General features: G+C 53.8%; 3 protein-coding genes. All 3 read left to right on the plus strand.

Annotation, left to right across the window (positions count from 1 at the left end; translation table 11 throughout):
- Window positions 1–571 precede the first annotated feature (571 nt).
- The 3 genes from ACINK7_RS06355 to ACINK7_RS06365 all read left to right on the plus strand — a co-directional run bounded on the left by ACINK7_RS06355 (window position 572) and on the right by ACINK7_RS06365 (window position 22,369).
- Complete coding sequence (locus ACINK7_RS06355; protein WP_404360469.1) at window positions 572–10,675, plus strand: amino acid adenylation domain-containing protein; 10,104 nt, start codon at window positions 572–574, stop codon at window positions 10,673–10,675.
- Window positions 10,672–19,851 carry an amino acid adenylation domain-containing protein gene (locus tag ACINK7_RS06360; protein ID WP_404360470.1) on the plus strand — a complete coding sequence of 3,060 codons (9,180 nt, stop codon included), beginning with the start codon at window positions 10,672–10,674 and terminating at the stop codon, window positions 19,849–19,851. Before ACINK7_RS06355 ends, ACINK7_RS06360 begins: the two co-directional genes overlap by 4 nt.
- Before the next feature lie 286 nt (window positions 19,852–20,137).
- On the plus strand, window positions 20,138–22,369 hold the full coding sequence (locus ACINK7_RS06365; RefSeq protein WP_404360471.1) for a TonB-dependent receptor domain-containing protein: 2,232 nt from the start codon (window positions 20,138–20,140) through the stop codon (window positions 22,367–22,369).
- The last annotated feature ends 33 nt before the right edge of the window (window positions 22,370–22,402 follow it).

Genomic DNA, 22,402 nt, shown 5'->3' on the forward strand with positions numbered 1-22,402 from the left:
TTAACGCGAATTCCAGAGGCAGTTGCTACCCACCTTTTAGTACCGCAGTAGCCAAGAACCGGCTTAGCATTACCCCGAATATTCCGCGCCATTTCTTTAGTAAAACCTCCGCGTTGACATCCAAAACATCATCAAGTAGCCATTTCAATGGAATTTTTTCATCCCGAACGTAGTTTTCACCCGTCGTTTTCAGTGTATTCGATGTTTATTATCTACCTCAAGAATTGTCATTCCATAAAAATAAAAATATTTCCGTGTTGCTGCTGATGCAACACATCCATGAGGAAAATATTCCGCTTAATCGTCTTCAATTTAATTAAACCGACATAAGTCGTTTAAGTACGCATTTAATGGTGAGTTGCCGTGTTTATCCAGCTCGGCGCTCATCGGCAACCAATCACCCCGAATAAACAAAACGCCGCTGTAGCTGAAAGAGTGGTAAGTACGACTGCACAAGAATTCGATCGGTATGGATTTGAAGATCGCCAGTGTGTTGTCGAGACAACCGGGTAACGCCAATCGATACGCGCGGCTTATACATGTTATCAGCTTCTATGAGTACGGAGGGTATGTGTTAAACGATCGACCTGATTTTGATAGTTCCGTTATCGATGCCCCATTACTCGACGGGGCAATATCCTTGGCAGATATATTACAACGCCGCGCTGTATGCCATCCGCACCGAACCGCGTATACATTCCTGGATTTCGGCGCCCCAACTCCTCGTTCACTGACCTACGGCGAACTCAATCAAGAAGCTAGGCAATTGGCTTTTCAATTACATCGAATGGAACTGCGAGGCGAGCGAGCGGTATTGCTCTATCCACCCGGGCTGGACTATATCGTAGCGTTTTATGCTTGTCTGTATTCCGGCACCATTGCCGTCCCAGCCTATCCGCCCAGCAACAATCGGCATATGCCCAGGTTGCAGGCCATCATTGACGACAGCAAGGCGAAAATCATTCTGACTACCGGTCAAGTGGCGAATAGCATTCGCCAATTTGCCGGCGCCACGGAAAATTTGTTAGATAGGCGCTGGGTTCAAACCGATACCCTCGAAACTCACGATACCGGCTTATGGCAAGCTCCGGTATTGCAAGAAAAGGATCTAGCCTTTCTGCAATATACCTCGGGCTCGACCGGAAACGCCAAGGGCGTCATGATCAGCCACGGCAACTTGATGGCCAATCAGCAATTGATCCAACGCCGATTCGGCCACGACGAACGGTCGACGGTAGTCGGTTGGCTGCCGCTTTATCACGACATGGGGCTGATCGGCAATGTCATGCAGCCTCTGTATTGCGGAGCCGGCGCCGTTTTGATGTCTCCGATGGCATTTTTGGAAAAACCGTTACGCTGGCTTCAGGCGATTAGCGATTACCGGGCGCACACCAGCGGCGGTCCTAATTTTGCTTACGATTTATGCGCTCGAAAAATAAGCCGCGATGAACTGGAGGCTATTGACCTCGGTAGTTGGCAATTGGCATTCAACGGTGCAGAGCCGGTCAATCCTAAAACATTGGAGCGATTCAGCCGGACCTTTGCAGACTGCGGATTTCAAAGCCGCGCGTTCTATCCCTGTTACGGTCTGGCAGAAGCCACGTTATTGGCAACGGGAGGTACGAAACAATCTCCGCTGACAATAGCTGCGTTCGATCGAGCCGCCTTGGAAGACCGGACTGCTCGACCGGTTGCAGACAATCATCCGAATGCCAAACAATTGGTCGGTTGCGGAGCTGCCGATAGCCATGCCGGACAAGACTTACGTATTGTCGATCCCGATAACAATGAAATCTATGCGGATGGCAGAATCGGAGAGATTTGGCTTAGCGGCCCGAGTATCGCGCAAGGTTATTGGAAAAATTCGGAAACCAGCCAAAGGACCTTTGTGAACGATGCCGGCGGCAAACGCTGGTTACGTACCGGTGATTTAGGCTTTATCAGCGATGGAGAATTATTCGTTTCAGGTCGGCTGAAAGATCTAATCATCGTCCGCGGTCGTAATTATTACCCGCACGACCTGGAATATGCCGTCGAATCGGCTACCGATGCACTGAATCCGGCATCCACGGTAGCGTTTGCCATTGAAGAAGGCGATGGCGAAAAATTGGTCGTCTTGGCCGAATTAAAGCGCAATCGAGTCAGACAAGGCGATTACCGCAATGAATTCTCCGCTATTCGCGCCCGCTTGACCGAAGAATGCGGAATCCAGGCCGAACGTATCGTATTACTTAAACCGGGTGCCGTTTTAAAAACCAGTAGCGGCAAACTGCGTCGTAATGCGTGCAAGGATTTGTATTTACAACACGGTTTTGAATGCATCGCCGTCGACGCGCTGCAAGTTTCCGACGACACAACACCGCCGCCGGTGAAAGTGGATAAAGGCACTAACGAACGGCGGTTATTACGTCAGGCTTTGTTGTCGATGAACCGCACCCATGCCACTGATCTGTTGGCGGTACACCTTGCCCTCAAAGCGGCCGAGTTATCCGGCGTGGCCCAAGACACTATCGAACCGAGTCATACTCTGGCCGGCCTGGGCTTGGACTCGCTAAAAGCCGTGGAAATGAAATATTTCATCGACGAATTATTGGCGGTGGATATGCCGATTACCGGCTTACTCGGCAACACCACCCTGTTTGACAGTGCACTTACAGCATTGAGTTTGGCCAAGACTGTCGACCAAGAGACACCGTCTCTTATCAATAAAGACGGCCAGAGCTCGAATACCGCCATGTCTTACAACCAACAGGCGTTGTGGACACGGGCAAGAATAGAAAGCGGCGGAGAACCACTGTATCACATGCCGATCGCATTGCAAATACGGGGGGAATTGGATTACACAGCGCTGGATCGCGCGCTGGCCGAATTGTATCGGCGTCATTCGCAATTATGCAGAGGCTTTGATCTAGGCGCCGATAATTGTCCTATCAGCTTGCCGCTGGAACGATTGGAACCGTCGCCGGTACGCACTGTTTGTAGCGATTATGTTCAGCGAATGAAGGCGCTAGACGTTTTTATCAACAAACCGTTCGATCTGCAACACGGGCCGCTGCTGCGATGCGGAATTTTCAGTTGCAGCGATGACGATCATATCCTGGCTTTTTGCGCCCATCACCTGATCGTCGATTTTCGGTCGTTGCAAATACTGCTAACCGAATTGCAGACCTTTTATGCGGCATACCTAAACGGCATGCCCGCCAAGCTACCGCCGCCGAAAGCCGACTATGCCGAATTCGTCGCCTGGCAACGGAACTATCTGCATAGCGAAGCCGCCGAACAAGACCTGGATTATTGGCGCCAGCAACTGGCAGGCGAATTGCCCAGGCTGGAGTTGCCAGGTTATTTCGTCACCGAACCGACGCAAGCAAGTTCTGCCGGCATGGAAAGACTGTCGATAGCAGCTGACACGCTCATTCGGCTGAAAAACTTAGCGGCTGAGCAACACGTTACCTTGTATACGTTGTTATTGACCGTATTCAAAACACTGCTGTATAGATACAGCTCTCAAAACGATCTCATTGTAGGGACGCCAACGCTTGGCCGCCCATTAAGTCGTTTTGCCGATCTGGTGGGCTACTTAGTAAATCCCGTTGCGTTGCGGAGCAAGCCGGGTGGCGGCTTAAGGTTCCGCGAATACCTAAGCGCCGTCAATACCGTGGTACTCGGCGCATTGGAGCATCAGCACTATCCGCAAACACGCATCATTGAAAATTTACGAATCGAGCAGGGCCAAGGCTCGCTCGAACTCTACCGCACTTTCTTCGCATTGCAAGACGGTTCCGACCCAATGGCTGCCGCATTGGCAATCGGAAATGCCGGCATCAGTCTGCAATGGGCCGGCTTCGAAGCCGAAACTTGTAAATTGCCCAATACCGCCGAGGAATTCGCTTTAGCCATGTTAGCCGCTGAAACCGCAGAAGGGCTTTCAGTCACATTCCGGTATCGCTGTGATGCATTGCAGCGCATGACCGTAGTCCGGTTACTGGGGCATTTTCAATGCTTATTGCATGGCGTATTGGCCGATCCGGACTGCCTTTTAAGCGAACTGCCGTTGCTAACCGTACCGGAACGCAGGCAGCAGATGGTATGGAATTCCACGGCATTCATTCATCCTGATATTCCTACTTTACAGCGCTTGTTCGAAACCCAAACCGAGAAGACTCCGGACGCCATTGCGCTAATCTTCGAAGAGCAAAGCCTGACTTATGCCGCGCTGAATACGAAAGCCAACCAACTGGCGCATTATCTGATCGAACGAGGCGTAGGCCCGGACGTACTGGTCGGCATCTGCCTGGAACGCTCGCTGCACATGGTGATCGGCTTACTGGGCATCTTGAAGGCAGGAGGGGCTTATGTACCGCTCGATCCCAACTATCCGGCCGAGCGGCGGGCGTTGATATTGGCCGATGCCGGCGTCAAGCTATTGCTAACCCGCGAAGCGCTGGACGCCGAACTTGCGGAGAATGCGGAAGACCAACAAACCGTAGGGTACGCATCGCGTACCTTGTCCACGCCAAACCCCGATTCCAGCACCAAGGTACGCGATACGTACCCTGCGGACTTGATGACGGCGCGAGGCAGAGTCGTCTACCTAGACCGTGATGGGCCGGCCATTGCCGCGTATCCGGCAACGACCCCGACGATGAGCATGCATCCCTTGCATCTGGCCTATCTGATCTATACCTCCGGCTCGACCGGTCGCCCGAAAGGTGTGGCAGTCTGTCACGGCAACGCGGTTCATTCGACCCTGGCTCGCTTCCAAGCTTACCCCGATCCGATCGAGGCTTATCTGCTGCTGTCATCATTCGCCTTCGACAGCTCGGTGGCCGGCATTTTCTGGACCTTGAGCCAAGGCGGCTGCCTGTGCTTGCCCCGCGACGACGCTGGCAAGGATCCAGCCGAGCTGGCGACCTTGATCGAACGCCACGGCATCTCGCATCTGTTGGCTCTTCCCTCGTTGTACCGCCTGCTGTTGGAGCAACCGGTCTCGCCTTTGTCCAGCCTGAAAGCCGTCATCGTCGCCGGCGAAGCCTGCACCACCGATGTAGTCCGGTGCCATTTCGAGGTCTTACCCGCCGTCAAACTCTACAACGAATACGGGCCAACCGAGGGCACGGTCTGGAGCAGCGTCTACCCCGCCGGTTTGGATGACCTGGATAAACCGTTATCGATCGGCCGGCCAATCGCCAATGTCCGTCTTTATATTCTGGATCGACACCTTAATCCATCGCCAATCGGCGTGGCCGGTGAATTGTATATCGGCGGTGCCGGCGTAGTGCGCGGTTACCTGCAACGGGCCGAGTTGACCGCAGACCGGTTTATCCCCGATCCTTTCCATGCCGACGGCGGCCGTTTGTACAAAACCGGCGACTTGGCACGCTATCGGCCCGACGGCGCTATTGAATTTTTGGGACGCCTCGATCACCAAGTCAAAATTCGAGGCTTCAGAATCGAGCTGGGTGAAATCGAAACACGGCTGCTGGCCCATAATAAGGTCAAGGAAGCCGTGGTCCTGGCGCGGGAAGACCAACCGGGCGATAAGAAACTGGTGGCTTATCTGGTGCTCTGTGAATCCGCCGTCGATCAACACGACGAGGCGGTCAACCAACTGAAAGACCACCTGAAACAGGCTTTACCAGACTACATGGTGCCCGGCGCCTTCGTGGTACTGGATGCCATGCCGCTGTCCGCCAACGGTAAGTTGGACAGGCAGCGCCTGCCGGCGCCGGATTGGGGTGAGCAATACAGCAATCAATACGTGGCTCCGCGCAACGAAGCTGAGCAAACCCTGGTCGAAATCTGGCAACAACTGTTGGCTATCGATCGCATCGGCCGGCACGACAACTTTTTCGAACTGGGCGGCGATTCCATCCTCAGCATCCAGGTCGTCAGCCGCGCCCGCCAAGCGGGTATCGTCATCAGCCCCAAGCAACTGTTCGAACGCCCAACGATTGCCGAACTGGCGCTTGTCGCCGAAACGGTCAGCCGTGCCGTTGCCGAACAAGGTCCGGTCACGGGCCATGTCACGTTGACGCCGATCCAGCATTGGTTCTTCGAACAAGGCTTAAACAACCCGCACCACTGGAATCAAGCTTTGATGCTCAACGTCAAATCCGAGCTGACTCCGGCGGCGTTCGCGGCTGCGGTACGTAAATTATTAGTTCAACACGACGCCTTGCGGATGCGCTTTGGCGAAGACGATGGTCTATGGCGGCAAACCAATCTTGCAGAAGAGACGCACACGGTTTTCGAGTATATCGACCTATCAGCCGTTATAGGCGAACAACAACTCGAACGTTTACTGACGGAAGCCACGGCACGTCAAGCAGCGCTTAATTTAAGCCAAGGGCCTCTGTTACGTACCGCGTGGTTCGACTTGGGAAAGGGAGATCATCGTATTCTCATGACCATCCACCATTTGGTGGTGGATGGTGTCTCTTGGCGCATCTTGCTTGAGGATCTGGAAACGCTGTGCCGACCAGACCCAACCGGTCAAAACCGGCCGCTGCCGGCTAAGACCACGTCGTTTAAATACTGGTCCGAACGCTTGAGTCAGCTTACCCGGAACGGCGCGCTAAACATGAATCCGGACTATTGGCTCGCGACTCAGCGGGCTCAAGCAGCAACCTTAACGGTCGATTACCCGCACGGCGCTAACCAAGCCGGCCTGGAAGACGAAATTACCGTGACGCTAAACGCCGAGCAAACTCAGCGCTTGCTGCAAGAGGTACCGGCGGCTTACCGCACCCAAATCGACGATCTGTTGTTGACTGCATTGGCGCTGACCTTGCGCGACTGGCTGACGGACAACGCTTTAGCGCATTCGGCCACAACCGAAACCCTGCTGCTGATCGACCGCGAAAGCCACGGCCGCGAGCACTTGGCCGACGATCTGAATATCACCCGCACCGTCGGCTGGTTCAGCAATGTCTATCCATTGCTGTTGGCGTTACCTGAAGGCGATGATTTGGCGCAGGCCTTAAAAACTGTAAAAGAACAAATCCGCGCGGTACCGGAGCACGGCATCGGCTACGGCCTGCTGCGCTACCTGTCGGCCGACGCCCGAATCCGCCAAGCCCTGGCCGACCAACCGCCGGCCCGGATACTATTCAACTATCTGGGTCAGCTGGACACCGCACAGGGCCAAGAGCCGCTTTTCATTCCCAGCACCGAAACCACCGGTCTTAGTCGTGATCCGACGGGAAAACGTAGTCACGAACTGGAGGTGGTCGGCAGCATTCTGAACAGCTGCCTGCAACTCAGCTGGCGCTACAGCCGCGAACGCTATCGCCGCGACACCCTGGAAACGCTGGCCAATCGCTACCTAAAACACCTGCAAGCCTTGATCGGCCATTGCAGCCAAACCGGCACCGGTGGTTACACCCCCTCCGATTTCCCTTTGGCCACTTTAAGCCAAGCCCAGATCGATGCCTTGAACCTGCCGCCGCGGCAAGTCGACGATATCTATCCGCCGGCGTCGCTACAACAGGGGTTGATATTCCATAGCCTGTACGAACCGGACGCTAATGTCTACCGCATCCAGCTGGCCTGCCGTTTGACCGGCCGCTTGGATACCGCCGTTTTCCAGCAAGCTTGGCGGCAGCTGCTGGAACGCCACGCCATTCTGCGTACCCGCTTCCTGACCCAAGGCCTGGAACAGCCGCTGCAACTCGTCGACAAAAGAGCCCGGCTCCCGATCATTGAGCACGACTGGCGCAACCTGCCGGAAGCCGAACGAAATCCGCGTTGGCAGCAACTGCAACAATCCGATCAAGCCCAGGGCTTCGATTTCGATAAAGCACCACTGATGCGTTTACATCTGGCATGCGCCAAAGACGACCTACATTACCTCCTGTGGAGTTACCACCACGTCTTGCTGGACGGCTGGAGCATGCCGTTGCTGATAAGGGAAGTCTTTAGCACTTATCACGCGTTGCAGCGCAATGAGCGCCCCAACTTACCTACTGTCAACCCCTACCGCGACTACATTGCCTGGCTGCAACGCCAAGACATGGCTGCTGCAGAATGCTACTGGCGGCAGGCGCTGGCCGGCTTCGAAGCCGCGACGATACTGGGCGCCGACCGCGCGCCGGGTGACACGAGCATTGTGGCCGCAAGCCAAAAACACAGCCTGCAGCTGACGAAAGAAGAAAGCATCGGCCTGCAACAGTTTGCCAAACGCCGGCACCTTACCCTCAACACGCTGGCGCAAGCCGCCTGGGGCCTGATGCTGAGTCACTACAGCGGCAACACTGACGTCGTTTTCGGCATCACCGTCTCCGGCCGGCCGGCTGAGCTGCCCGGCATCGAAAACCAAATCGGCCTGTTTATCAACACCCTGCCGATGCGGGTCCGGCTTAACCCGCAAACCCACATCGGCGACTGGCTACAAAACCTGTTCGAACAAAACCGGGAATTGCGCCGCTACGAATATGCCCCGCTGGCGCAAATCCAAGCCTGGTCGGACATAAGCCGCGGCCAAACCTTGTTCGACAGTCTGCTGGTCTTCGAAAACTACCCGATAGATCAAGCGTTGCTGGACATTGGCGGCCCGCTCAAGATCGACGAAGTGACAGCCATTGATCCGACCAACTACCCGCTGACGCTAACCGTATTCCCCGGCGAGCGGCTACAGCTGGAGATAAACCACGACAGCCACCGTTTCGCCCCGGATACGGTAGTCAAGATGTTGGCCCACCTGCGGCAACTGCTGACCTGCTTTAGCGAGCAGCCGCAAACCAAACTGGCTAACCTACCGACTCTCACAGCGGATCAGCAACGGCAAATCCTAGTCGACTGGAACGCGACCGGAGTTGATTACCCGCAAGACCGTTGCATCCACCAACTGTTCGAAGCGCAAGTCGAGAAAACGCCGGACGCCATCGCGCTGACGTTCGAGAGTCAAAGCCTAACCTACGCCGAACTGAACGCCAACGCCAACCAGCTGGCGCATTATCTGATCGAACGCGGCGTGGGTCCGGACGTGTTGGTCGGCATTTGTCTTGAGCGGTCGTTGGAGATGGTGGTCGGCTTGCTGGGCATCTTGAAGGCCGGCGGGGCTTATGTGCCGCTCGATCCGGGGCATCCTAAGGAACGCTTGGCATTCATGCTGAATGACGTTGCGCCGTCGGTAGTATTGAGCCAAGCTAAATACAGCAATCTCAACTTCAACACTGCACAAGTTTTGAACCTGGACAGCGACTGGACGAAAGTCGAGAACTACCCGACACGCAATCCCTGTCCGGCTCTTCAACTGTCTAACCTCGCCTACTGTATCTACACTTCCGGCTCCACAGGCCACCCCAAGGGCGCTGGCGTGCCGCATCAGGGTATTCTGAACCGTTTGCAGTGGATGCAGACCGAGTATAGCTTGGACGCCAGCGATACCGTGCTGCAGAAAACACCGTACAGCTTCGACGTCTCGATCTGGGAATTCTTCTGGCCGCTGCTGGCCGGCGCCCGCTTGGTGGTCGCCGCGCCCGAACTGCACAAAGACAGCCATGGCCTGATCGAATTGATCCGCCGAGAAAGGATTACCACGCTCCACTTCGTGCCCTCAATGCTACAGTTCTTCGTCGAAACGCCGGACGTCGAACAGTGCCTGAGCTTGAAACAAGTCATCTGCAGCGGCGAAGCCTTACCGGCCGACCTGGTTCAACGCTTCCAACAAAAACTGCCGGCCGAACTGCACAACCTCTATGGTCCGACCGAAGCCTCGGTGGACGTCAGCTACTGGGGCTGCCAGGCGGATTGTCATGAATACGCTATCCCGATCGGCCGACCGATCGCCAACATTCGCCTCTACATTCTGGACCGAAATCTTAACCCGGTACCGGTCGGTACCCCAGGCGAATTGCACATCGCCGGCATCGGCCTAGGCCGCGGCTACCTGAACCGTCCAGGGCTAACCGCCGAAAAATTCATCCCAGATCCGTTCGGCCCGATCGGTAGCCGGCTATACAAAACCGGCGATCTGGTACGTTATCGTCCGGATAGCAACATCGACTATTTGGGCCGTGACGACTTTCAGATCAAGATTCGCGGCTTTCGAATCGAATTGGGCGAGATTGAAAGCCGGCTTAGCGCTTATGCCGGTGTGCGGGAAGCCGTTGTTATCGCCCGCGAAGAAGGGCATGGCGATAAGCGGCTGGTGGCGTATTTGACTCAAGACGGCGGCAGCGAACTGTCGATTGCCGGGCTACGCGCCGAATTGGCCAAGACCTTGCCCGATTACATGCGGCCTAACGCCTTTGTCGTTTTGCCTGTGTTACCGCTGAGCGCCAATGGCAAAGTGGATCGCGCCGCATTGCCAAAGCCGGACGTGGATGCGGTGGTCGCACATCGCTACGAAGCGCCGCAAGGCCCGATAGAAAACGCGTTGGCCTGCATCTGGCGGGAACTGCTGGAATTGGAACGCATCGGTCGCAACGACCATTTCTTCGAATTGGGCGGCCATTCGCTGATGGCGCTAACGCTGATCGAGCGCCTGCGCCGCGAAGGTTGGACATTGGAGCCGAGGGCGGTCTTCGCCTATCCGACGCTGTCCGCGCTGGCGGCAGCGATAGCCGATAGCCAGAACAATAGCCCGGCTTTTGAAATACCACCCAATTTGATACCCGAGCATTTCGGGCAGTCGTTAAACACGCCACATTTTGAGGAGTTTCGGTTATGAGTTTGCAGGAAGTTTTTGCAGCGATGCAGGAAAAAAATATCGTCGTCAGCGAACTGGACGGAGAATTGGTCATCCGCTCACCGCAAGGCGCGATGGATCAGGCGTTGATGTCCAAACTGAAAACCCATAAGCAGGATTTGCTGGCCGCTCTCAAGGATGGTTGGGTAACGGCAAAACCAGAGGGGGCGAAAATAACCCCGGACATGCTGCCGCTGGTCAGCCTGACCCAGAACGAGATAGACCTGATCGTCGATGGCGTCGCGGAGGGCGCAGCCGGTATTCAGGATATTTACCCGTTGGCGCCGTTGCAGGAAGGCATACTGTTTCATCATTTGCTGGAAACCCAGGGCGATCCGTACATCACTCGCTCGATCATCGTATTCGATAACCGCGCGCGTCTGGATGCCTTCTTAGGCGCATTGCAGACAGTAATCGACAGGCACGACATCTTGCGCAGTTCGGTACGCTGGAACGGTTTGCCGCAGCCGGTTCAGGTAGTGCATCGCCGCGCAGTTTTGCCGGTTGAGGAACTGGAGCCGGTCGAGCAAGACAAGATACACCAGTGTTTGCTGGAACGCACCGAGCCTCGGCAGCTCAGGATGGATTTGCAGAAAGCGCCGTTGCTGGCAGGCTTTGCGATCAAGAATAGCCAATCGGAGCAATATTGGTTTGCAATGTTGAATCATCATTTAGTGAATGATCACCATACGTTGCGGCTTATTTTATCGGAAATCCGGCAGTTGCTTAACGGCCTAACCGACCAACTGCCTCCCATACAGCCGTTTCGAAATTTCATCGCTCAAATGCAGACCGATTCCCCAGCGGATCATGAGGATTATTTCCGCAGGCAACTCGGCGACATCGACGAACCGACCGCGCCGTTCGGTTTGCTTAATGTACAAGGTGACGGCAGACAAGTCGTCGAAGCTGTTTTGCCGTTGGAGCCGGAATTGGCGCAACGCATCCGCAACAGTGCGCGACAACACAGCGTGACGCCGGCCGCCTTATTTCACTTGGCATGGTCGTTAGTGATAAGTCAGAGCTGCGGTCGCAACGACGTGGTGTTCGGCACCGTGCTATTCGGTCGCTTGCAAGGTGGTATTACAGGGGCTGATAGGGCGGTGGGCATGTTCATCAACACCTTGCCGATACGGGTTTCGTTGGGCGGACGGACGGTGCAGGAAATAATCGATATCACGCACCACAACTTGAACGAATTGCTGATGCATGAACAAGCTTCGCTTGCGCTAGCTCAACGGTGCAGCGCCGTGCCCGCCTCAATGCCGCTGTTTACCGCGTTGCTAAATTACCGGCACTCGAACATGATTACCGCAACGGATCAATCCGCGTTGCTGGAATGGGACGGCATGCGCGTGATCAGCAGCGAGGAACGCAGCAATTATCCGTTGACGTTGTCGGTCGATGATTTGGGCCGAGATTTCAGCTTGACCGTACAATGCATTAGCGAGATCGATCCGGCACGGATTGCGGAGTATCTGCGTACCGCCATGAGAGGCTTGGTGACGGCACTGGAACAAAATCCGCGGCAGTTGGCAAACGCTATCGACATTATGCCTGAAGCCGAACGCAGGCAAATATTGTTCGATTTTAACGCCACCGCCGTCGCTTACGCTGATAGACAAAGTTTGCATGCATTATTCGAAGCGCAAGCTAAAAAAACGCCGGATGCGGATGCGATTGCATTTGCTGGACAAACCTTAAGCTATGCCGAGCTGAACGCCAGAGCCAACCACGTGGCCCATTATCTGCGTTCCAAGGGCATCGGACCGGATGTGCCGGTCGGCCTTTGCGTCGAACGCTCGCTGGAGATGGCGGTCGGCATGTTGGGCATATTGAAGGCCGGCGGCGCTTATGTACCGCTTGACCCTCTCTACCCGGAAGAGCGCATTGCCTATATGTTGCACGATGCGCAAATAGCCGTGCTGCTGACCCAACAGCGACTGTGGCATCGCGCGGCGGAGACCATTTATCTGGACAGCGATTGGTCCGATATTACGCGGTGTCCGGCGGACAATCCGGTGCTGTGCAGCCACCCGCTCGATTTGGCCTACATTATCTACACTTCGGGTTCGACCGGGCAACCCAAAGGCGTGACAATCTCGCACCGCAACGCCGTACATTCGACCAACGCACGGTTGGCAAGCTATCGGGAACCAGTAACTGCTTATCTGCTGTTATCTTCATTTGCTTTCGACAGTTCCGTGGCCGGATTATTCTGGACACTGGGGCAAGGAGGATGTCTGTGTTTGCCGACGGATGCCGCCACCAAGGATCCGGCAGCATTGGCTGAAATCATCGTCAATCGCCGGGTATCGCATCTGCTGGCGCTGCCGTCCTTCTATGCCTTACTATTGAACCAAGCAGGAGCCCAGCTAAAAACCCTAAAGACGGCCATTGTCGCCGGAGAAGCATGTCCAACCGAAGTCGTTAAACAGCACTACGCGATATTGCCAGATGTGCGGCTATACAACGAATACGGTCCAACCGAAGCTACGGTCTGGAGCAGCGTTTACCCGGCAAGCCCAAATGATCTGGACAGACCATTATCGATAGGCCGGCCGATTGACAACGTTCGGCTTTATATCCTTGATCGTATCGGCAGCCCCGTACCTACCGGAGTGCGGGGCGAACTGCATATCGGCGGCGCGGGCGTGGGGCGCGGCTATTGGCGGCGTCCCGACTTGACGGCGGACAAGTTCATCCCGGACCCTTTCCAAGCTGACGGCGGCAGGCTGTATAAAACCGGCGACTTGGCGCGTTACCGGCCGAACGGCAACGTAGAGTTTTTAGGCCGCGTCGATGATCAGGTGAAAATTCGCGGCTTCCGAATCGAGTTGGGCGAAATCGAGGCTAGATTGATCGAAGCGCCTGAAATAAACGAGGCGGTGGTCATTGCCCGTGAAGACCAACCCGGCAACAAACGGTTGGTAGCCTATCTGGTAGCTACTACTGAACATGCTGTCAACATCGATCAGTGCAAAGCCCGACTCAAGGAAGTACTGCCGGACTACATGATCCCCACGGCCTTTGTGATGCTGGACAGCATGCCGCTCAGTGCCAACGGCAAACTAGATCGCAAGCGTTTGCCGCAACCGGATATGAGTAGGATACCAACGCAACACTATCAGAAACCGCAAAACCCAGTTGAAAGGATTCTGGCCGATATTTGGTGCGATTTGCTGGCAATCAAGCACGTCGGGCGGCACGACAACTTTTTCGAACTGGGCGGCGATTCGATACTGAGCATTCAGGTCGTCAGCCGCGCACGACAGACCGGTGTCGTGATCACACCGAAACAGCTGTTTCAGAATCAAACCTTAAGCGCTTTGGCAGTGGCCGCCGAACAGATTCAGCAGCTAACGACCGAACAAGGGCTAGTGTCCGGTAATGTGCCATTGACGCCGATTCAGCACTGGTTTTTCGAACAAAATCTGAGCAATCCCCATCACTGGAATCAGGCTTTATTGTTGACGATCAAACCCGGTTTGGCGCCGGGCGTTTTTGAGACAGCCCTCAAACAACTGCTGAACCATCATGATGCGCTCAGAATGCGCTTTGGCTACGGGGACAACGGATGGCTACAAACTAATTTAGCAAAGGAGAGGCAGCCCATCTTCGAACGTATCGATTTATCCGGCGTCCCGGTGGAGCGGCAAACCGAACGGTTACAGGCGGAAGCATCAATCAAACAAGCAACGCTGCATTTAACAGAGGGTCCGTTGCTGCGCGCGGCCTGGTTCGACTTTGGCGGCGAGCGAGACAGCCGGGTATTGATCGCGATTCACCATCTGGTAGTCGACGGCGTCTCCTGGCGGATCTTGCTGGAAGACCTGAACAGCGCCTGTAGGCAACTCATGGCGGGGCAAACCGTATCCCTGCCTGCCAAGACCACATCGTTTAAACAATGGGCTGAGCGGATGCGGCAACTGGCGAACACAGACGACTCCACGCCAGATGCTTCGTATTGGCTGAACCCGAGCCGCAACAGTGTGCCGGTACTGCCGATAGACAACGAGAGCGGTGGCAACCATATCGGCCTTGAGGATGAAATCGTCGTATCTCTGAGCGCCGCGGAAACCCGGACTTTGTTGCAAGAGGTGCCGCTTGCCTATCGAACTCGGATAGACGAGGTACTACTAACAGCGCTAGCCTTAACCCTGCGCGATTGGACGCAATCGACAACGCTGTTAATTGACATGGAAGGTCACGGCCGGGAAGACCTCGCCATCGATCTGGACGTATCGCGTACCGTCGGCTGGTTTTCCAGCGTCTATCCAGTGCTGCTGACGCTGACGGATGATTGTTCTCCGAGCGGGGCATTAAAAGCTGTTAAAGAACAACTGCGCGCAGTGCCTGTCAAAGGTATTGCTTACGGCTGGCTGCGTTATCTCTCTTCCGATGAAGCGCTGAAAATACAATTGGCGGCCCTGCCTCAGGCCCAGATTATCTTCAACTATCTGGGCCAATTCGACACCGCCGTGAGCGCTGGAGAACCGTGCGAACCAAACCTTCAATCGGCGGGTGTCAGCCACGACCCAGCCGACAAGCGAGCTCATGAACTGGACATAATCGGCAGCATCAGCGACGGCTGTCTACGGTTGAGTTGGCGCTATAGTCGAGAACGCTATCGCCATACCACACTGGAAACATTGACCGGGCACTACCTGCGACAGCTGAAAAATTTGATTGCCCACTGCGCACAAGCGGATGTCGGTGGCTACACCCCGTCCGACTTTCCATTGGCAACCCTGTCGCAAACCGAACTGGACTCGATGGCCTTAAAGCCCCGACAGATTGAGGATATTTACCCACTGGCACCATTGCAGCACGGCCTGATATTCCACAGCCTGTATGCGCCTGAATCCAGTGTTTACTGCATCCAATTGGCTTGCCGATTGCGCGGCAAACTAAACCTCGCCTTGTTCCTGCAGGCTTGGCGGCAACTGTTGGAACGTCACCCGGTGCTGCGCACCTGGTTTTACTTCAAAGACCGGGAACAACCGTTGCAAATCACCGACAAGCAAGCCCAGTTGCCGATCAGCGAACACGACTGGCGCGGCATACCGACGGATCAACAACAGCAGCGTTGGCAACAGTTCCTAGCCGAGGATCACGCCAAGGGTTTTGACTTTAGCCGCTCGCCCTTAATGCGTCTGGCCTTAGTGCGACGCTCCAGCGACACACATTACTTTCTATGGAGCTACCATCATGTATTACTGGACGGCTGGAGCGCACCCTTGCTGATCAACGACGTATTTACCGCCTATCAGGCCTTGCAACGAGGCGACACGCCACGCCTGCCGACGGTGAAGCCCTATCGAGATTACATCGTTTGGCTGCAACAACAGGATATGGTCGCAGCTGAAAACTACTGGCGGATAGCGTTGGCCGGATTTACCGAACCACTCGCACTCGGCTCTGACCAAGCACTAAGCTACTTGGGTGAAACCTCGGACAGCGGCAAACAAACCCTACTGCTGTCAGAAGCCGAGACCCTAGCTCTGCAACGCTTCGTCAAACGGCGGCAATTGACCTTGAACACCTTAACACAGGCCGCCTGGGGGCTGCTGCTCAGCCGTTACGGCGACAGCGGCGACGTCGTATTCGGCGTCACCGTTTCAGGGCGTCCGGCGGAATTGGCCAATGTTGAAGACATGGTCGGCCTGTTCATCAACAGCTTGCCGATGCGCTTGCAGTTGCGACCGGAATCCCGTGTGAGCGATTGGCTGCAAGCCTTGTTTGAACAAAACCAGGACATGCGCCGCTACGAATATGCCTCGTTGGCGAAGATTCAAAGCTGGTCGGAGCTTCCCCGAGGCCAAAATTTGTTCGATACCCTGTTGGTGTTCGAAAATTACCCTATCGACAAAGCCTTGACGGAGGTCGGCGGCCCAATACGAATCGATGAGGTCGGCGGAGTCGATCCCAACAACTATCCGCTCATGCTGTCCATCTTCCCCGGCAGTCGGTTGAAGCTGGAGATCAGTCACGACATGGCTCGTTTTGCTGCCAAAACCGTCGTAGCGATGCTGGCGCATCTGCGGCAACTGCTGACCGCGTTTGCCGAACAGCCCGAGTCGCGTCTATGCGAACTGCCGACGCTGACGCCGGACGAGCGGCAACAAATCCTACATGACTGGAATGCCACCAACGTTGATTATCCCAAGGATCGTTGTATCCATCAGTTGTTTGAAGCGCAGGTGAAAAAAACGCCGGACGCGGTTGCGTTAGGTTTTGAAAAACAGGTCTTGAGCTATGCTGAACTGAACGCCAAAGCCAATCAGTTGGCCCATTATCTGCAATCCAACGGCGTCGGGCCGGATGTGTTGGTAGGCATTTGCGTCGAACGTTCGTTGGAGATGGTGATCGGCCTGTTGGCGATATTGAAGGCCGGCGGCGCTTATGTGCCGCTCGATCCCGATTATCCGCAAGACCGGCTGGAATTCATGCTGCACGATGTCAGCGCGCCAATTGTGTTGACCCAAGAAGCTTGCCGGAGAAAACTCGAAGCTTCCACGGCGACTGTTTTGTGTCTGGATAGCGAATGGTGCATTGTGGCAAAATTTTGCGATGCCAATCCCGATATTCCGCTGATGCCGGAAAATCTGGTCTACTGCATCTATACCTCCGGTTCAACCGGCCAACCAAAAGGAGCCGGTGTTCCGCATCAAGGCATACTGAACAGGTTGCAATGGATGCAGCAGCAATACGGACTTGATCAAGCCGATAGGATATTACAAAAGACTCCGTACAGTTTCGACGTGTCGGTCTGGGAGTTTTTCTGGCCGTTGATGACCGGTGCCCGCTTAGTGATCGCCAAGCCAGAGCTGCATAAAGACAGTTCCGCCCTAGTCGATATGATCCGTAGTGAACGCATCACCACTGTCCATTTCGTGCCTTCGATGCTGCAAGTCTTTATCGAGACGCCGGGTGTGGAAAACTGCACATCACTATCTCGTGTGATCTGTAGCGGCGAAGCCCTACCGGCCGATTTGGTCGCGCGCTTTCAGCAAAAACTGCCCGTTGCGCTGCACAACCTTTATGGCCCTACCGAAGCCTCGGTCGACGTAAGCCATTGGTCCTGCGCACCCGGCCACATCGAAATGGCGATACCGATAGGCCTGCCGATCGCTAACATAAGTCTCTATATTCTCGATCGATACTTGAATCCAGTGCCGGTCGGTACGCCAGGAGAACTGCACATTACCGGCATCGGTCTAGGCCGCGGCTACTTGAATCGTCCTGATTTGACGGCGGATAAGTTCATTCCCAATCCATTTGGGCCAGCTGGCGAGCGGTTGTACAAAACAGGTGATCTTGTGCGCTACCGCTTCGATGGCAACATCGACTATTTGGGCCGCATCGACCACCAAGTCAAAATTCGGGGTTTCCGCATAGAATTGGGCGAAATCGAAGCGCAATTGCTGGCGTATCCAAGCATTAAGGAAGCCGTGGTGCTGGCACGGGAAGATCAACCCAATGACAAGCGCTTGGTGGCCTATCTGGTGGAAAGCGAAACCGGCACGACACAAATCGACAGTTTGAAGGCCCGGCTAAAAGACGTTCTGCCGGATTATATGGTGCCAAGCGCTTTCGTATTGCTTGACGAGATGCCGCTCAGCGCGAATGGCAAATTGGACAGGAAACGATTGATGCCTCCCGGTGTTAGCGAACAGGGTTGTAAACAGTACATCGCCCCAGACTCCCAGACCGAAACAATTCTGTCCGAAATCTGGCAAGAAATCTTGGGCCTGGAACAAGTCGGCATCGAAGACAATTTTTTTGAGTTGGGCGGACATTCCTTGTTGGCGACGCAACTGTACTTTCTTGTGCAAAAACGGTTAGCGGCTACGGTTGCGTTCAACGTATTTTTGACTGAACCGACGATTGCTGCCCAAGCTCGTTTGATCGATGGGGAAATCGGGCAAACAATAGATTTCGACGCCGAAGCCGTGCTGGATCCCGCTATCGTGCCGCTAGCGACAAAAGTTATCGATGTCGCCGCCGCGCGAACGATATTTTTGACAGGTGCTACCGGTTTTCTGGGCGTATTTTTATTAGCCGATCTGCTGAAGCATAGCCAAGCGGACATTTATTGTCTGGTCAGGGCGCGCGACGAACGGCAGGCCATGGTTCGCCTGCAACAGCAAGTCGGACTGTATGAATTGACCGAACGCGTCGATTTTAGCCGAGTTATTACCGTGTGCGGTAACTTGGCCGAGCCGAATTTTGGACTGTCGGAGAGCCGCTACCGGGAAATTGCCGAGCGTAGCGAAGTGATTTACCACAACGGTGCGCTGGTGAATTTTGTTCAGCCTTACCAGACATTGAAAGCCGCCAATGTTACGGGAACCGAAGAAGTATTGCGTTTAGCCTGTCGCGGCAGACCCAAGGCCATTCATTATGTGTCGACATTCTCGGTGTTTAGCGAAGCTCCGCGCCACGTAACAGGCCATAAGGAAACTGACGAACCTGAACAGCATGGGAATTTGCCGAACGGTTACGCAGAAAGCAAATGGGTCGCTGAAAAACTGGTGGTTGCGGCCAGGGAACGAGGCTTTCAAGTCAGCATTTACAGGCCGGCAATTGTCGCCGGCTACAGCCGTAGCGGGGCATGGAATACCGGTGACTTTTGGTGCCGCCTGATTAAAGGCTGTTTACAAATGGGTTACGCGCCGCGTGAACGTATTCGCATCGACATGGCGCCGGTCGATTATATGAGCCGGGCGATAGTTGCGTTATCCCAACAAACCGATGCCGTAGGTAGTATTTTTCACTTGAATCACCCCGAGCCGCCTTATTCCGATGATTGGCTGGATTTCTATACAAGCCTGGGCTACCGATTGCAGCGCATTCCCTATCGCGATTGGTTGGAAAAAGTGTTGGAGTTTGGTCGTTCTAACCCTAACGGCTTTGCGTTAGCGTCGCTATTGCCGATGTTTGCCGAGCAATTCCATGATAAAGATGCGCAATTGCCAGTGGATGGGCTGCCTTTATATGACAGCCGAGTAACTCATAAGGCGTTGTCAGCATTGAACGTGGAGTGTGAGTTGTTGGATCGGAACATTATGGCTCGTTATCAAGACTACTTTATCAGAAAAGGTTTTGTGGTTGGCCCTGATGACGAAGCGTTGAACAGCCTAAGAATTATTTGATCGTGCTGCGGAGAATTACGGAGCAAATCGTCTTCTAAATGTAAATACTGGAATGTGTTCATTTTTATATGAATTCAAGATCGATAAAACAGGTAGAACCATGAGAAAAAAAAAGAATACTGCAAGGGCTGTCATAAAAGACGGTTTTGCTTTGGGCGGTGCAATCAAAAAATGTTTGGTAGGGTGTGTTTTTATGGGGACATTAGTTCAGGTTATACCTGCACAATCGGCCGATAAAGCCCGGAAAATACATTTTAATATTCAGGCTAACGATTTGGCCTCGGCATTGTTTGCCTATTCCGAAGCGACAGGTATTCAAATGAGTTACCCTCAAAGGATGGTATCCGGTATTAAGTCGTCGCCGGTTTTAGGCGACTACACTCCGGATCAGGCATTACAGAAGTTATTGGCGGGTTCCAATTATACTTATCAATACGCAGACAACGATACGGTAAGGCTAATCGAGGCACCGAAAGAGTTAAATACCGGCGAGATCACATTAAAACCTATGACTGTCGTTGGCACTGCTTCGGGAGAAAGTCCCAGCCTGACCACGCCTTCAATGGCAGATTCCAAAGCCAAGCTAAATCGTGTTCCAGGTGGAACAACGGTAATTGATGGTAAACGAATAAAAGAGGGCGCGGTGTTGTCGGTGAATGACGTATTTACCAACGCGCCGGGTGTCTATGTAGGTAATTCCACCACAGGATCGACAGGTGGATCGCGCATCTCCATTCGCGGCTCCGACGCCAATTCGATTATTTCCCCTATTCGCGGACTGAAAATACTCCGTAACGGCATGCCTTTTACCAGTGCAAATGGTGCTTTCGATACTGAAACGTTCAACTTGTATGCCATTGACCACGTCGAGGTGTACCGGGGAGCCAATGCGCTTGAATATGGTGGCAGCAATCTCGGAGGAGCAATCAATCTGATAACCCCCACCGGCTACACAGCCGAAGGCATGCGAGTTGGTATGAAATGGGGTACTTATGATTACGTCAATCCAACGTTTAGCGTTGGCAAAGTGTTCGACAACGGTTTCGATGTTTACGGATCGTTCTCCTATCTAAGCACCGACACCACCCGTGATAACAATAAACAGGAACAGTTCTATGGCCACGGTAATGTTGGTTACCGTTGGAACGAAAATCACGAAACTCGTTTGTATTTCGACATTCAAAAACACAATTTCACTGGGTTGGATCCCTTAACAAAACAGCAAGTTAAGGACAATCCGCAACAAAACACTCAGAGTTTGTTTGGACCTAACTGGGCATTTCCAAATGACTTTCCGTTGTATCGGGTGGATTTGAAGCATTCAATACAGATGGACAATGGCGACTCCTTCGAAGTGGGCGCTTATTACGGGTATAAAAAATTTAACTTTCAATGGATTCGCGCCACCCCGGAAGATATTTGGCAAGACACAGGATTCAACTGGCGGCACGAAATCAATGGCGATCTATTGGGCTTGAAAAACCGGGTGGTTTGGGGCGGGCTGATGCAGTGGATGTTCATCGATGATAAAAACTTTACTACGGTTAATCGCCAGCGTGGTCAGTTGTTAAATGCGGAGCGTGACGAATGGCTCAACGTGGAAGGCTATTTGGAAGATCAACTTAGCCTGACCGATACGTTCACATTGGTCGCTGGCCTCCAGCTGAATTATCGTAAAGTCGATTATGAACGCTATGAAGGTTTCGTGGCCAGCGCGGCCAGACCCAGCAATCAAGCCGATCAAGACTTTTTCGTCCCTAATCCCAAATTGGGATTCACTTGGCAAGCCACCGAGGAAGCCCAGCTTTACGGCAACTTGAGCCGCAGCTCGGAACCACCTCCATTGGCAGACTTGGCCAATGTGTTTTTAAAGCCTTCCAGAGACATCCAAACCGCTAGTACGGTGGAAATCGGCACACGAGGACAAACTGATAGACTTAAATGGGATTTGGCGTTTTATCACGCTTGGGTTAATAACGAGTATTTGATCGTTAGCAGTCCAACTGATCGTAGCGCCTTTACCGCGACAAATGCGGATAGCACTACTTTACACACGGGTGTTGAGCTCGGATTGGAGTCTAACTTATCTTTAAACCTTGTTACAACCGGCGATGAACTGCGTCTTAGCGGCAACTATACCTGGAATAACTTTCGTTTTGATAACGATCAGAATCTAGGTGATAACCAAATCCCCGGAATACCAGAGCATAACGCTAGATTAGAAGCGCTTTATAAACACCCCAGCGGTTTTTATATCGGACCGAATGCACAAATTGTCAGCTCCAATTGGGTGGATTTTTCCAATACTTTGGCTGCTAAACCTTATGCATTACTGGGTGCTCGTGCCGGTTGGGACGACGGCAAACATTGGAATCTGTTTATTGATGCGCGTAATTTGACTAACGAACATTATGCTGCTTCGGTTTGGGTAAGAGGTAATGCTGGTGGTGTTGATGTGCCAGCATTCAATCCGGGTGGCACTCGTTCAGTGATTGGTGGTGTTGAATATCGTTTTTAGCAGGAATGGCGGGTTGGGTAACGGCTACAGCCT

The organism is Methylotuvimicrobium sp. KM1 (assembly GCF_044788715.1).
Taxonomy (GTDB): Bacteria; Pseudomonadota; Gammaproteobacteria; order Methylococcales; family Methylomonadaceae; genus Methylotuvimicrobium.

Bases quoted from the DNA above. Each gene is read 5' to 3' on its own strand.
- ACINK7_RS06360 (WP_404360470.1), top strand. From the start codon at position 10,672: ATGAGTTTGCAGGAAGTTTTTGCAGCGATGCAGGAAAAAAATATCGTC.